This is a genomic window from Aliidiomarina sp. B3213 (assembly GCF_003290085.1).
Lineage (GTDB): Bacteria > Pseudomonadota > Gammaproteobacteria > Enterobacterales > Alteromonadaceae > Aliidiomarina.
Genome location: NZ_QMKJ01000002.1, coordinates 351,206 through 367,260, shown reverse-complemented (window position 1 = coordinate 367,260; position 16,055 = coordinate 351,206). Strand labels below are relative to the sequence as shown.

At 45.7% G+C, this 16,055-nt stretch carries 9 protein-coding genes; 5 read left to right on the top strand and 4 right to left on the bottom strand.

The genetic code is table 11. The annotated features are described in order from the left end of the window. Window positions 1-60: 60 nt before the first annotated feature. Together DQX04_RS06905 and DQX04_RS06900 are read left to right on the top strand one after the other, a co-directional pair. Entirely contained in the window at window positions 61-1,302 is a 1,242-nt protein-coding gene (locus DQX04_RS06905; RefSeq protein WP_111915168.1) for a sugar MFS transporter, read from the top strand. Continuing rightward, window positions 1,302-3,803: an exo 1,3/1,4-beta-D-glucan glucohydrolase gene (locus DQX04_RS06900; RefSeq protein WP_111915167.1), complete on the top strand. Its 2,502-nt coding sequence runs from the start codon at window positions 1,302-1,304 to the stop codon at window positions 3,801-3,803. Before DQX04_RS06905 ends, DQX04_RS06900 begins: the two co-directional genes overlap by 1 nt. Window positions 3,804-4,172: 369 nt before the next feature. Here the strand turns inward: DQX04_RS06900 and DQX04_RS06895 are convergent, their stop codons facing one another. The 4 genes from DQX04_RS06895 to hexR all read right to left on the bottom strand — a co-directional run bounded on the left by DQX04_RS06895 (window position 4,173) and on the right by hexR (window position 11,893). Continuing rightward, window positions 4,173-7,157, bottom strand: a complete 2,985-nt coding sequence (locus tag DQX04_RS06895; RefSeq protein WP_111915166.1) for a TonB-dependent receptor — start codon at window positions 7,155-7,157, stop codon at window positions 4,173-4,175. A 34-nt stretch (window positions 7,158-7,191) separates the two neighbouring features. Then, the gene (locus DQX04_RS06890; RefSeq protein WP_111915165.1) at window positions 7,192-9,831 is read right to left on the bottom strand and encodes a glycoside hydrolase family 16 protein; all 2,640 of its coding nucleotides are present in this window, start codon (window positions 9,829-9,831) and stop codon (window positions 7,192-7,194) included. Window positions 9,832-9,993: 162 nt separating this feature from the next. Continuing rightward, complete coding sequence (gene gap / locus DQX04_RS06885) at window positions 9,994-11,025, bottom strand: type I glyceraldehyde-3-phosphate dehydrogenase (RefSeq protein WP_111915164.1); 1,032 nt, start codon at window positions 11,023-11,025, stop codon at window positions 9,994-9,996. Between the two features lie 10 nt (window positions 11,026-11,035). After that, window positions 11,036-11,893, bottom strand: a complete 858-nt coding sequence (gene hexR, locus DQX04_RS06880; protein WP_111915163.1) for a transcriptional regulator HexR — start codon at window positions 11,891-11,893, stop codon at window positions 11,036-11,038. Window positions 11,894-12,008: 115 nt separating this feature from the next. Here hexR and zwf point away from each other — a divergent pair, with 115 nt between their 5' ends. Genes zwf through edd form a run of 3 tightly spaced genes read left to right on the top strand, consistent with a single transcriptional unit; the run spans window position 12,009 to window position 16,054 of the window. Then, entirely contained in the window at window positions 12,009-13,493 is a 1,485-nt protein-coding gene (gene zwf, locus DQX04_RS06875; protein WP_111915162.1) for a glucose-6-phosphate dehydrogenase, read from the top strand. Further along, a complete protein-coding gene (gene pgl / locus DQX04_RS06870) occupies window positions 13,486-14,181 on the top strand; it encodes a 6-phosphogluconolactonase (protein WP_111915161.1) in 696 nt (231 codons plus the stop codon). Before zwf ends, pgl begins: the two co-directional genes overlap by 8 nt. A 19-nt stretch (window positions 14,182-14,200) precedes the next feature. Further along, on the top strand, window positions 14,201-16,054 hold the full coding sequence (edd, locus tag DQX04_RS06865) for a phosphogluconate dehydratase (RefSeq protein ID WP_111915160.1): 1,854 nt from the start codon (window positions 14,201-14,203) through the stop codon (window positions 16,052-16,054). Window position 16,055: the final 1 nt, after the last annotated feature.

The following is a 16,055-nucleotide window of genomic DNA, read 5'->3' as shown; positions in this document are numbered from 1 at the left end:
GCGCTTTCATAATAGGCTCAAAGTAGCTAAAGGTCAAAAAATAATTAGATTGAGGCAACCATGACCAATCAAAACAACAACTACCGGTTTGCATTAACCGCACTGACGTCCCTTTTCTTTATGTGGGGCTTCATTACATGTATGAACGATATTCTTATTCCTTACCTTAAAATCCTATTTGACTTGAACTATGCCAAGTCAATGCTCATTCAATTTTGCTTTTTTGGAGCCTATTTCATTGTCTCAATACCAGCAGGTATGTTGATAGGAAAAATAGGTTACAAAAATGGGATTGTGACGGGTTTAATGATTGCTGGAGCCGGTTGCGTATTGTTTTATCCAGCCGCACAAGCGGAAGTTTATGGTTTATTCTTGCTGGCGCTATTTGTTTTAGCTTCGGGGATCACTATTCTGCAGGTAGCTGCGAATCCATATGTAACTGTCCTTGGCGCTCCTGAAACAGCTTCTAGTCGTTTAACAATGACGCAAGCTTTTAATTCATTAGGTACAACCGTAGCTCCGTTGTTTGGGGCATGGTTAATTTTCGAAGGTGTTACCGACCCAGAAATATCAGGTGTGTCTAAAGACGCCGTAAGCCTGCCTTATTTTATTCTGGCCGCAACTCTTGTAGTAATGGCAGCTGTCTTTTTGAAGCTTAAATTACCCAACATGGGTAAAACGAATACCGCAAGCGCGTTACCCTCGCAAGGGTCCGCTTGGAAGCAGCGTCACTTAGTACTTGGAGCACTGGGTATTTTTGTATACGTAGGCGCGGAGGTGAGCATTGGTAGCTTTTTAGCTATGTATATCGCGCTTCCTGAAATAGGAAATATGCCAACGTCTCAGTCTTCTCATTACATCTCTTGGTATTTTGGTGGTGCCATGGTGGGAAGATTTTTAGGTGCTGCAATTATGCAGAGAATTTCAGGTGAAAAGGTGTTGATGTTTAATGCTCTTGCAGCAGTGCTATTGTTGCTAACGACAATGACAAGCTCGGGAACTTTAGCCATGTGGGCGCTGATATTCGTAGGCTTATGTAACTCCATTATGTTTCCAACTATTTTTAGTTTGGCGTTACAAAACTTAGGTGATAGCCGAGGGCAGGGCTCAGGTATTTTATGCTTAGCGATAGTAGGTGGCGCTATTGTGCCGCTTCTACAAGGACTGCTAGCTGACCAAGTCGGTATTCAGACGGCTTTTGTGGTTCCTCTTGTCTGTTACTTATATATCGCGTTTTATGGTTACAAAGGATATAAACCACAAACTAAACTTCAGCAATCACCAGAAGGGGAGACAGCCTAATGCTTAGGAGCAAACATGCACTCAATGGGTGTTTACTCACAGTAGCTTTGTCTGTTGCTGGATGCGCTGAAAATACGAGTGAGCCGACAGTAGCGGAGTCCAATATATGGCCGCACATAGAGTCTCCAGTTGGTCTTGATACTGAAATTGAGAGTCGAATTACCCAGATGCTCGAAACGATGACGTTAGAGCAAAAAATAGCGCAAATGATTCAACCTGAGATTAGAGATATTACCGTTGAAGATATGCGTGAGTACGGATTTGGCTCGTACTTAAATGGCGGAGGTGCATTTCCGGGCAATGATAAATATGCAACCCCGGAAGACTGGATTGAGCTCGCCGACGCTATGTATCAAGCATCCATTGATGACAGTCTTGATGGAATATCTATTCCCACAATGTGGGGGACAGATGCAGTTCATGGCCACAATAACGTCATTGGAGCCACGATATTTCCACATAATATCGGTCTTGGCGCAGCCAATAACCCGGATCTTATCCGAGATATAGCTGGTGCTACGGCGCGGGAAGTCATGGTTACTGGCATTGATTGGGTATTCGCTCCAACAGTTGCCGCTGCTCAGGATTTACGTTGGGGACGCTCTTATGAGAGTTACTCTGAAGACCCAAATATTGTTCGTGAATATTCTGCTGCTATCGTAAATGGGTTGCAAGGTGAGGTTGGCGAAGACTTCCTTAACGAGCAGAGAGTAATTAGTACCGTTAAACACTTCGTAGGGGACGGAGGAACGACGGACGGCATAGACCAAGGAAATACCGAAGTTACCGAGCAGACATTATTTGATTTGCATGCGCAAGGATATGTTGGCGGCTTAGCAGCTGGCGCTCAAACGGTAATGGCTAGCTTCAATAGTTGGAATGGCGAAAAAATCCACGGTAGTAGGTATCTACTTACAGAAGTACTCAAGGAACAAATGGGTTTTGACGGATTTGTTGTAGGGGACTGGAATGGTCACGGACAAATTCCAGGTTGCACTAATGAAAGCTGTCCTCAAGCTGCGAATGCGGGACTCGACGTTTATATGGTGCCAACTCAATCATGGCGTCCTTTGTTTGATAACCTTGTTGCGCAGGTACGAGAAGGAATTATTTCACAAGAACGTGTGGACGATGCCGTAAGAAGAGTATTGCGTGTTAAGTTCCGTGCGGGCCTTTTCGACAAGCCGAGTCCAGCTAATCGTCCTTTGGCGGGTCGTAGTGGAATTATTGGTTCTCAAGAGCATCGAGCTATCGCGCGTGACGCGGTGCGTCAATCTTTAGTGATGTTAAAAAACGATAGCCAATTACTACCTCTACATCCGACCCAAAATATTCTTGTAGCAGGAAGCGGCGCGCATAATATTGGGCAGCAGTCCGGGGGATGGACAATTAGTTGGCAGGGCACAGGTAACACCAATGATGATTTTCCTGGTGGCACTTCTATCTTTGATGGTATTGCTGAGCAAGTTGAGGCTGCGGGTGGACAAGTTCGGTTATCAGAGGACGGAAGCTTTGATGATAAGCCAGATGTCGCAGTTGTAGTTTTCGGTGAACAACCTTATGCAGAGGGCAATGGTGATTTAAATAACCTCGATTATCAGCGTGGCAATGCGAGCGACTTAGCGTTGCTAGAGCGCTTTCAAGAGCAGGGGATACCTGTGGTGACCTTATTCATTAGTGGTCGTCCTATGTGGGTAAACCCTGAACTAAATGCATCAGATGCCTTTGTTGCTGTGTGGCTTCCGGGTAGTGAAGGGCAAGGCGTGGCTGATGTAATTCTTCGAAATGCTGATGGCGACGTTCAATATGATGTTACGGGCCGACTTTCTTTTGCTTGGCCTGCGGACCCTGAGGATAATCGTGAACTGCTTCCGGTTGGCGCCGGAATGAGTTACGGCGACACGCCTTTGTTCACAAGCTTGCTTAATGAGGAACTAGGCGGTGAGAGTGAAACAGAGGATCTCGTGATTTTCGAACGTGCAGTGAAAGCTCCATGGCTATTAGAGCTGCGTAGCGGAGATACGCGCGCTATTGTTGAAAGTAGCATTCAGTCTCAAGGAGCCGTCGCTGTTTCTACGTTCGATGATGAGGTACAAGAGGACGCAAGAAGGTTTGAGTTCAGCGGTGCTCAGGAGGCGGCGTTTAATTTTGTAGCTCCCTTCCCAAGAGATCTTAGAGCATTTATGGGCGACCGAAGTGCACTTGTTGTTACCTTAAAAGTACCTGAAACTGTTGCGACTAACGTCATGTTAAATATGTACTGTGGCAATGATTGCGGACTCAATGTAAATGTTCAGCCTATTTTGGCGGAGCTACCTCCAGGTCAGTGGCAACGAACTTACTTTGATCTCTCATGTATGCAGCAAGAAGGCCTGAATTTAGGACACGTTAGTGGTGTATTCGGTTTATCTTCGACCGACCCGTTGGAAATCAGTTTTAATGATATCCGTTTTGTTCAGCAGGCTCCTGAAAATGCTCATTTGCATTGCGTAAGTCCTTAACTGAATTGAGCGAACCAACCAAATAAAAGCCCACCGTGAGGTGGGCTTTTTTGTTCTTGTAGGCTCTTGTCTATTGCTATTATTTACTTTCTCTATATTGTCTTTGGCGGCGCACGAAAAGTTGAGCGGTGAATGGTTGGGGCATGTTTAGTAGAAACGTTTATGAATCGTATATTCATTGCTGAATATCGTTATCCGATACTCAGGCCGCTTAATTTCAATTGAAAAATGCACCTTGCGGGATAGCAGGTCTTGTTGCGTAAGGTAAGTTTAAGGTGCGATAGGATAAAAAAAGGGACAGCGATTAGCTGTCCCATTGTCTTGCTTAAATAAGCATCCATGCTTTTGCACTATGAATTGAAGACCGCCTTAGAAGCTGTATCTAAAGCCTAGTGAGTATCTTGGTCCGTACTGACGAGCGAATAAGAATTGCTCTTCGTAACGACCATAACCTTGCTCGGTTTCGTTCGTAAGATTTAATCCTTCAAAAGACACAGAAAAGTTTTCTGTGAAGTTGTAGTTCACGCTCATATCCCATTGCCCGTACTCTCTAGCATATTGTGGAGGAGCGTCAGCAGAACCTTGCGCTTGGCCTACACCGATAAGGTAACTGTCACGCCATGCGTATGTTACTTTCACAGACAAGCCATGCTTTTCATAAAACCCTTGGAAGTTGGCAGAGTCACTTAAGCCCACAAGTGGTGATTGTTGCGTTAAGCTCTCGTTATCAAAATCCACGTCTCCGTCGACGACCGTAGCATTCACACCCAAGCCAAAACCAGACTCTCCAAACACATGTTGAACAGCAATTTCAAAGCCGTCTACGGTTTTGGTGTCGGTGTTGGTCGGTTGTGAAATTTGCCATTCCATCAGAGGGTCATCAGCGTTAGGTTCAATGACGCCTTCGCCATTACCGAACCCAAGAGCAATCATCTCGTTGAAAATGTTTGTACTCGTTGCTTGTTCACCGCGTTCTTCCAAAGATGCAACAGCCTGTGCATAGCGAGGACCATTGAGAATGTCTCTTAAACCGTCGATTGTCGTTGTTGTAATAGACCGTTGGATAAAGTTATCAACCTCTTTACGGAAATAACCGATAGCGGCATAACTACCGAAGTCATAATAGTATTCTAACGACAAATCGAAGTTGGTGGACTCAAATGGAAGCAAGTTGGTATTGCCTTGTCCACCTGAGCGAGAGCCTGGTTTTGGACTTCCGCTCAGTGAGCGTCCACCAGCGAGATCACCTAGAGGAGCGCGAGCTATTGTTTTGCCGTATGAGAAGCGACCAATTAGGTCAGGTGTTAACTCGACCTTGAAGTCTAAGCTTGGAAGGAGTACGTCATGATTACCTTCGAGGGTAAGGAACGTAGCTTGGTCTGAAGGCTCATATTGCATAATCCACTCAGACGGACTTACCCAGTTGACTTGTCGCTCAACGCTTTGACGAACTCGGCTTGTTACATCAGTCTCTTCGTAGCGTACACCGACATTTAACTGAACAGGGAAGTCTGCAACGTAGAACTCCCAATCAGACTGAATAAATAGCGCGTTTGTTACTTCGTTAACATAACTTTCGCTGTCAATTCCGTCGAAATAAGGATCTGCTACATAGGCATCACTGCCCATCAGTGCTTCTGTGATGTATGCCATTTGACGGGCCACTGCTTCGTCAAAATCATAAGTATAATAATAGTCGGTTAGGAGGTTACTACCACCGCCTAAAAGCTCGTCTAAAAAGCTTCCTGTGCCATTATATGTAAACATACTGTCGGGAAGAATTTGAGCGAATGAAGGGTTAAATCCAGGTCCTCCTCTCAGCCCACTCCAAGCAGTATAGCCTCCCATCTCTTGGTCAGTTCTAGATAAACCAGCTGTAACTTTCACGAGTGGAACATCAAACGTGCCATAGTTATACCAGTCTGTTTTGAATTGATACTGAGTAATATTGCTCTCACCAGGGCGGTGGAAGAACTGACTGAAGTTAGAGTCAATTGACGCAGGGTCTAGAACATTTGTTCCGTTGTTCCAGTTAATTAAAACTTGTGGAATTTCACCCGTACGGTAGTCATAAACTTTTGAGCGAAGTTGGTCAGAGCCCAGAATCACTTGACCAAACATTCCGCTACCTGCATCGGCACCGTCATCTGTTTTGTTGCTTGAGTCATGCGCATCAAACCAGAAGCTCCAGCTGTCGCTTAATTGATATTCTAAGTTGAAGCCTACCGATTCTGCCTCGGTTTCAGTCGTTCCTTTCTCTGCTGTGAAAGAACCGTCGTTACCGGCAATATCTGCATAAACTGCCGTTCCGTTTTCGTCTAGCTCGTAAGCATTAATATTTCCGCCGAACTCATTCCAGATACCCCAACCAAAGGCTTCACGACCTGTTAAGTTGCGACTTGCAGTGTAGTCAGTCGTTAAGACCAAACCATTTATTGGCTCGAACTGAAGGGTTAGTTGGCCGTTTGTTCTCTCTTGTGCGAGATCCGCGATACCGTAGTTCATATCTTTAGGAAAGAAATGATTACCTACGCGATTACCTTCCTCGTCGACTGGGCGAGGATCGATTACTGAAGACTCTGGTAAGTCTCCTGGCAATGGTACATTTGCTTGCCAACCTTGAATGTTCGCCTGTTGAATTTGAAAGTCGCGTCGATATTGGGAGAACGAAAATGCAACCCCAAAGCGGTCGTCTGCGAAAGTGTTACTGTAGACAGCTGCAACTTCAGGGGTTACATCGCTTCCGTCAGCGACAGAGGAGTCATGTAGGGCTCTGCCTGAGACAGAAAAGCGTTGTCCCGGTCTTTCCAGAGGTTGAGTTGTAACGATGTTAACGGTTGCTCCCAAACCACCACTTGGAGTGGCTGCTCTTGCGGTTTTGTATACTTCGAGCGCATTTACCCCTTCAGAAGACAGGTTCTCTAGGTTATATGAACGCGTATAACCAGTACCCGGCATTTGGCGGCCGTTAAGGGTAATCAAATTAAATTCAGGACCAAAGCCGCGAACCGTAATTTGACTACCTTCGCCATTTACGCGACTTACTGAAACACCTGTGATGCGCTGTAGAGACTCAGCAAGGTTGGTGTCTGGGAATTTCCCCATCTCCTCTGCAGAGATTGCGTCCACAATGCCGCTACTATCTCTTTTAAATGCAGTTGAACGAGCCAAGCTTCCAACAATTCCTCGAACTTCAATGACCTCGAAGTTCTCTTGCTCAGTTTGTTGAGTTTGTTCCGTTTGCTCTTCTTGTTCTTGTGCGTCCTGTGCGTACAAAGGTGTAATAAAGCTGCTGGCTAAAACCAACGACACAGCTGCAGCAACAGGGCTCTTCATAAACGTTAATTTTTTCATAATTTAGTTATCCGTTTTGTCAGTGCTGTGCGCATTAAAAGTTATCGATTCTAACGTTATCAACTTGATAAACCGCGCCTTGGCCGGTTCCCCACGCTGGGAATATCATGATGACATTGATATCGGTTAAATCGAGACCCGCATCGAATAACTCTTGTAACGGGAAGTGATATGTTGCCCATTCACCTGTAACAAGAGGCGTGTCGTAATTACCAGACTCTAAAGCCAATTCGACAGCTGTTGCGGCACCTGTAGACTCTACTTTGAATAGCCAAGATGTTTCGCCGCCATCCGGTTGAGTAACAATGCGCATATCAAAACTTATAGCGCCGTTTGCCACCATGCTTGACGCATCATAGGAAACACCCTCGTCCGCAAGAAACCCTAGTACTGTTTCAGGCCATCCTGGAATCGAGAATTCAGCAACTGACCCGTATGGTGCGTCTTCAGCAACAACTTCAGGCGTTGTACCTGCACAACAGTCCCACAAAGACCAACCCTCAACGATTTCATTTTCGAACACAGTTAAACCTGAACCACCTGCGCTCGGGTTGTATATTCTAGCTTCATCCACACGGTATGTTGCGCCGTCACCAGTTCCCCATGCAGGGAAAATCATGACAACGTCGATAGCAGAAACATCGAGCCCTAAGTCAGACAATGTTTGTAAACTGAAAGTGTAAGTTTGCCATTCACCAACCACCGGCTCGTTACCTGCATTACCAGTAGATAGGTCAACTTCCACTGCTGTTGAAGCGCCATCGGACTCGATTTTGAATTTCCACACTGATGATGAGTCTGTTGGTGCAGAAACAACTTTCATGTCAAATTGGACAACACCTTCAATTAACAATGCTGACGCATCAAATTGAATCCCGCTGCCATCTGCTGGTTTGAAACCCATAACTGTCGGCGTGGCTCCAATCGTGAATTCACCTACAGGGCCTCGCTCTTCATCTTCAACAACACTTGGGATGGTACCGCCACAGCAGTCCCAAAGGGGCCAGTCTGAATTCTCGCTATCATCGAACAAGACCAGCTCAGGAGATGCCACCTCTGGCGCCGAAATTTCAACATTGGTAATGAGGTACTGTGCGCCTTCACCCGTTCCCCATGCTGGGAACACCATAAAGGCATCAATTGCAGAAACATCAAGACCCGCGTCTGAAAGTGCTTGTAATGAGTAAGTAACGGTTTGCCACTCGCCTGTTGCTGGCGCTAGTCCTTCATTACTGTCTGTGAGAGGTAATTCAGCAGCCGTAGACGCGCCGTTACTCTCTACTTTAAACAGCCAAACTGAAGAAGCGTCATTCGGTTGAGATTCAACCTTAATGTCGAAAGAAATGGAACCCGTTTCCAATATCGGTGACGCGTCAAACGGAGAAGGTGAGCCAGCTGGATCGGTAATAAAATCTGAACGCGTAATAAACCCATTTACTGTTGGCGCACTACCTACGACAAATCGATATGAACTGCCTTTCTCAGCGTCATCTACAAGTTCTGGTGTAGAGCCGCCACAGCAATCCCATGCAGGCCAGTTTGGATTCGGTGTGCCATCAAAAATAGTTAAATTACGAGCAACACCATCAGACGGAGGCGAGGGAATGGGGGCGTCGCCCTCTACGTAAGTTTCTGCGTCTTTATATCCGTCGCGAACTGTTTCACAACCGCGACCTGTTTGTGGGTTAGAGCCACACTCATACACGCGGACATAATCGATTTCGAATGTTTGACCGTTAGCGAGAGCATCAGCATCGATACCGGTTTCGTTTACATTTTCAGGCCATGTTCCACCCACAGCCAAGTTCATAATTAAGTAAAAACGTTGGTCGAAAGGCGCTGCATCCCAAGTTGTTTCTAGGTCTCCGGATGCCTGATTAAAGTACTCCGCAAACCAACCACGATGACGCAAGCCAACCGCTTCACCGCGGCTATTGAATCTCACAAATGAGCGCGTTTGTGTTTGGTAGAGGTAGCCGTCTACGTACCAGCGAATTTCGCCTTCTTGCCACTCAATAGCATATGTATGAAAACCATCTGCAGGACTAGCGCCTCCAGGAAGAGCGTAGGCTGTGCCTGATGATGAGTTGTCTGGTGCGTCACGACCGTAATGAAGGGTGCCATATACGCGAGTTTCTTCCTCGCCTTCTGCTGTTTGTGCACCTAGGTTAACAGCTTCTACGATGTCTATTTCACCAGACTTAGGCCAACCTCCATAGACTTCGTCGGTTGGCATCATCCAGATAGCAGGCCATGTACCCTGACCTCTAGGCATACGTGCGCGCACTTCAATACGTCCGTATTTGAAGTCACCGTTATACCGGGTATTTAGTCGTGCCGAGGTATACGGCAAGTCAGCACCTTCTTCTGCTGGCAAGGCAACAATCTTCAGTGTGTCGTCAGAAACATAAGCATTTTCAGCGCTGTCCGTGTAGCATTGTTGCTCTTGGTTTCCTCCGCCGCGACAGTCAACCTCAAAGGTCCACTTATTGGTGTCAATTTGACTACCGGAAAACTCGTCACTCCACACGAGTTGCCAGTCATCTACGGGGGCTGTGGTGTCCACAGACTCGAAATCTGAGACCGTTTTAACGTCTTCACTACCACATCCGACGAGGCCTAACGTAATAAAGAGCGCCGTAATTACACTCTTGTTGGTTCTGCTGTTATACATAACTGAGTTCCTGATTGTTGACTCATACCGTATTCGTTGTTGTTTTATTTCTAATTTATATTTATTTGCTTATGAAAGCGCTTTCATAAAATAGAACAAGAAAATTTGAGCGTCAATCCATGTCGTTAAAAAATTATTAAAATATTGTAATTTTGCTTTGAATTAAGCTTGAATTTTTCTTTGTTCTGATGCGGTTGACCACGCCAGGCTGGTGTCTAGCATTCTTTGGCTAAATCCCCATTCATTGTCGTACCATGCCATGATTTTAACAAGTCTTCCGTTTACTCTCGTCTGGTTAGCATCGAAAATTGATGAATGCGGGTTGTGATTGAAGTCACTCGATACTAAAGGTAATCGGTTTACATCGAGAACTCCCTGAACGGAACTTGATTGAGCGGCTTTCGTAATACAAGCATTAACTTCCTCTACTGTTGTTTCGCGCTGTGCAATAAAGCTCAGATCAACCAGAGAGACATTTGGGGTAGGGACGCGAACCGCTAAACCATCAAACTTACCTTTCAATTCGGGAATAACCAAACCAACGGCAGCTGCTGCTCCTGTTTTAGAAGGAATCATCGACAGTGTTGCTGCTCTTGCTCTTTGCGGGTCTGAGTGAACAGAGTCCGTGAGGTTTTGATCGTTGGTAAACGCATGAACTGTGGTCATGAGTCCGCTTTCTATTCCAATTTCGTCTTGTATTGGTTTTGCTACTGGAGCAAGACAATTTGTTGTACATGAGGCATTTGAGACGATTCGATGCGCGTTCGAAAGAAGGTGATGATTAACTCCAAAAACTATTGTTGCGTCTGCATCTACTGAAGGCGCGGATATTAGAACTTTATTAGCTCCTGCTTGCAGGTGCAGTGATGCACTAGCTTTCGATGTAAAAAGTCCAGTGCACTCCAGAACGATATCAACCTGTAGCTGTTTCCAGGGGAGCCGCTCTGGCTCTCTTTCACGTAAAAGTAAAATTGAATAGTCGTCAATTCTTAGTTCATTTTCTGATGCTGATACATTGTGCGCCAGTGCTCCATGAATTGAATCGTATTTTAGTAAATGTGCATTAAGCTCTGGTCTTGCTAAATCGTTGATGGCAACAATCTGAATGTCATCGTGCAATTGGCGTTCAAGCCATGCGCGGACCACGTTTCTGCCAATTCGGCCAAAGCCATTTATGGCAACTCGAGTAGTCATGGTGTGCCTCCTATTCGTAGTTGGAATGATCAGGCTTGTCGTAGCGTGAATCGCGAAGCGTAGCCTTAATCAGTCGAAGTTTCTCCTGCAAAGCAGGACCTTTTTTCAATGTAAAACCAGTAACCAAAACATCGATCAATAGAAGTTGAGCTATTCTCGATGCCATGGGCATATACACGTCAGTGTCTTCAGGTACTTGGGTTGAAAGAACGAGAGAGCATACGTGGGCTAGAGGACTGTCTGCATCAGTAACACCTACGACAATGGCGTTCGACTGCCTTGCAAGTTCCGCTATCTCAATTAGTGCTTTAGTTCTTCCTGTGTGACTGACAAAAATAAGTACATCGCCTTTTTTAGCGTTAATGGCCAACATGCGTTGCATTAAAATATCGTCAGAAAAAAGCACCGGTGTGTCGAAGCGTAAAAACTTGTTGTGAGCGTCGTGGGCTACAGAGGCAGAGGCGCCTAGCCCCATAAAGATAATCTTGCCAGCTCGATTGAGATGCTCAATTGTTTGTTCAAGCGTTTCAATATCTAAATTCTGTTGAGTGAGACGCAAGGATGAAATAGTTGATTCGAAAATTTTAGAGCTGAATGATGCTGCACTATCGCTCTGCTCGACATGTCGATGTACATAAGGTGTTCCCTTTGCAAGACTCTTGGCTACTTGAAGCTTAAAGTCAGGGTAGCCTTTGGCTCCCATAGTTCTGCAAAAGCGATTTACCGTAGGCTCGCTGACGTCGGCAAGATGAGCGAGATGCGCAATACTGTGGTGAATTGACGATTCTGGATCCGCCAAAATGACTTGAGCTACTTTACGCTCTGATTTACTAAGTTGATCTAGCTGATTTCTTATTTCGTCTAACATGCGTGCTGTACCGTGTATTATTTTGTAGTTAAATTACATTTAATTGGTAAATCATGCAAACTATTGCTAACATCGAGTGATATTTTGTAGCAAAACTACATTTCGTGAGTGGGATATGACTTCAGCTGAACAGAAATATGACCTTGTTCTTTTTGGTGTTTTAGGTGACTTGTCGCGAAGAAAGTTACTGCCGGCGCTTTATCAATTGGAGAGAGCAAACTTGCTAGATGAGAATTCTCTCATTGTTGGCGTCGCGCGTGAGGAGCTCACTGAAAAACAGTTCCAACAAGAAGTTAAAGCGAGCTTACAACGCTTTATTCCAGTTGCAGAATTTGACGATTCAATTTGGCTTCGAATGGCCGAAAGATTGCGCTATTGCGAGCTAGATTTAGCGGATAGTGACGGTTTTCAGAAGTTGCCGTCGGTCTTAAATAACGAGAATAACAATAGTTCACGCTCTGTCATGAGCTATTTAGCTGTTCCTCCGTCGCTTTTTGCTCAAGTTTGTAAGGGACTCGAATCAATTGGTTACGCCTCAAGTCCTTCGCGAGTAGTCCTTGAAAAGCCACTAGGTCATGATTTTGAGTCATCGGTAGAAATAAACGATGAGGTAGCTCGATACTTTGACGAAGAGCAAATTTATAGGATTGATCACTACTTGGGTAAAGAAACAGTTTTGAATCTTATGGCTTTGAGATTCGCAAATCCCATCTTTTCCAGTCAGTGGAGTCGTAAGTACATTGACCATATTCAAATTACAGCTGCAGAGCAGGTTGGTGTTGAGGGTCGCTGGAGTTACTACGATGACGCAGGCCAACTACGAGATATGGTACAAAATCACTTACTGCAAGTCCTCGCTCTTGTGGCTATGGAGCCGCCAACCCAACTCGACGCTGAATGCGTAAGAGACGAAAAAGTAAAGGTGTTAAGGTCATTACGCGCAATTACCACTGAAAATGTGAACGAAGATGTAGTGAGGGGGCAGTACGCGGCGGGATTCGTAAATGACCAGAAAGTACCAGCCTATCTAGACGAAGAAGGTGCGAGAAAAGCCAGTGACACCGAGACCTTTGTCGCACTTAAAGCACATATTGATAACTGGCGTTGGGCGAACGTGCCATTTTACCTGCGCACAGGCAAACGGATGGCGAACAAGTGCACTGAAATTGTCATAAGCTTCAAACCGCAGCCGCATAACATATTCAAAGATTCCATCGGGAATCTGTCTCCGAATCGTTTAATTATTCGATTGCAACCTGATGAAGGGATTGAGATCGAAATGATGAATAAGGTGCCTGGTTTAGGTAAGCAAATGGAGCTGAAGTCCACGACGCTTGATCTTAGCTTCGATGAAACCTTCAAGAACAATCGTATTTCAGACGCTTATGAGCGGCTTTTACTTGAAGCTTTTCAAGGTCACCAGTACCTGTTCGTCGCTCGGGAAGAGGTTGAATACGCTTGGCGCTGGATAGACTCCATTCGCAAAGCATGGCAACAGTCCGGCGAAAAACCTAAACCTTATAAAGCAGGGAGTTGGGGCCCCGTTGCTTCCGTATCTCTCATGGCCCAAGAAGGAAGAGAGTGGGAAGACGATGTCTAAAGCGCAAATTCATATTTTCAATCATAAAAATGAACTTGCCGATCAACTCACACGGCAAGTGTGTCGAAAGCTCGAGGAAGCTATAAAAGAAAGAGGTTCTGCAACACTTGTAGTATCCGGGGGAAGCACTCCTGTACCTTTCTTCCAAAGGCTATCTGTTCAAATGTTACCGTGGGACAAAATTACAATATTACTTGCTGACGAACGTTGGGTTGATGTGAATAACGAGGCGAGTAATGAAAAATTGGTGCGAGAGAATCTTCTTCAACATCGTGCCGCATCTGCGAAATTTATATCTTACATTAAAGACCCAGAAAGTATTGATGCCTCGGTTGCACTGGTGAATCAAGAATTGTCGCTCATGCCCGCGTTTGACGTGGTCATTCTCGGTATGGGAGATGATGGGCATACCGCTTCATTGTTCCCTTGTAGTGAAGAAATCGACGAGGGCTTAAACGGGAAAGAATCATTCATTGCTGTTTATCCTAAGACAGCTCCTCATGCACGTGTTTCTATGACCAAACGGCGTTTACTCAATAGCCTTCAAATCTATGTTCACCTCGTGGGTCAGAACAAGAAACACACGCTAGATGAAGTAATGGACTCTGGTTCTCAACTCCCGATGAACTATTTTATTCATCAAGACTTGGTCTCTGTAGATGTCATGCTTGCAGTACCTAAGCAGTAATTTGAGCGAGGATTAGATCATGCATCCTGTTATAGAGCGCGTTCAAAAGCGTATTGAAGAAAGAAGCCAAAATACCCGAAAAGACTACATGGAAAGAATGGCGGCGGCGCGTCAACAAGGACCACACCGTGGCGCACTGTCATGTGGCAATCTTGCTCATGGGTTTGCTGCCTGCGGGCAGAGCGAAAAGACAAACCTCAGAAGTTTAACCAAGGCCAACATCGGCATTGTGACCTCTTATAACGATATGTTGTCTGCGCATCAGCCTTATCATGATTACCCGCAAAAACTTAAACAAGCCATCCATGATGTAGGTAGCGTTGCGCAAGTTGCGGGTGGTGTACCTGCAATGTGTGACGGTGTGACCCAAGGTCAGCCTGGAATGGAATTAAGCTTAATGAGCCGAGACGTAATAGCTATGGCTACCGCAGTAAGCTTGTCCCATAACATGTTTGACGGCGGCTTAATGCTCGGGATATGTGACAAAATCGTACCCGGGCTTTTAATTGGCGCTTTAAGCTTTGGCCATTTGCCGTTTGTATTTGTGCCCGCAGGGCCGATGCCCTCGGGTATTACAAATAAGCAAAAAGCTCGCGTGAGAGAGTTATACGCTGAGGGAAAAATTGGTAAAGAAGAATTGTTGGACGCAGAGTCAGCTTCATATCACAGCCCTGGAACATGCACGTTTTATGGCACTGCTAACTCAAACCAACTTATCGTAGAAATTATGGGCTTGCAGCTTCCTGGGTCTTCATTCGTAAATCCGGGTAGTGAGTTACGAGAAGAGCTTACGCGAGTTGCAGCCCAGCAAGTAACCCGTATTACTGATTTGGGCACAGAATACACTCCAATTAGTGAAGTGGTAGACGCGAAAGCTATAGTTAATGGTCTTGTAGGACTTCTGGCTACAGGAGGTTCGACTAATCATACTATGCATCTTGTAGCTATTGCTCGGGCTGCGGGCTTTGTGATTAATTGGGATGATTTCGCTGAACTCTCGAGCGTAGTGCCGCTAGTTACTCGTATTTACCCGAATGGTGAAGCAGATATAAATCACTTTCAACGTGCTGGCGGAATGGCTTTCCTAATTCATACCCTGCTTGAGAAGGGGCTATTGTTTGAAGACGTTAATACTGTTGCCGGCTTCGGGTTATCAAAGTATACGAAAAAGCCCGTATTAGTGGGGGGGCAGGTCACATGGGAAGAAGGGCCGAAAGAGTCATTAGATACATCGGTGCTTCGTAGTGCGGAAAACCCGTTTAGTGACCATGGTGGCCTTGCTGTACTGTCGGGGAACCTAGGGCGCGCCGTTATTAAAACTTCAGCCATTCCAGAAGGTAAAGAGTCGATTACCGCACCTGCTGTGGTGATGTCTTCTCAGCATGAACTGGATAAAGCATTTAAAGCCGGAGAGCTCGACCGTGACTGTATTGTTGTTGTCCGGTTTCAAGGTCCCAAGGCGATTGGGATGCCGGAACTTCACAAGTTAACACCGCCATTAAGCGTGTTGCAAAAACGGGGCTTCAATGTAGCGCTCGTCACCGACGGTCGAATGTCTGGTGCTTCAGGAGCAGTTCCCGCAGCTATTCATGTAACACCTGAAGCAGTGGAAGGCGGATTGATTGGTAAAGTACAACATGGCGACATGATTAAGCTTGACCCACACTCAGGGACGCTAGAGTTGCTAGTAGACGCCTCGGTGCTTGAGCAGCGAGAGCAGTCCCATTGTGACTTAAGTACTAGCCATTTTGGCATGGGCCGAGAACTATTTAACGGTTATCGTGGCCAATTGAGTGGTGCGGAAGAGGGGGCGTGTGGCCTATTGGGCGGCTCTGTCGCGTGCGCGAATAACAATAAAAACGGTACTAAATAAC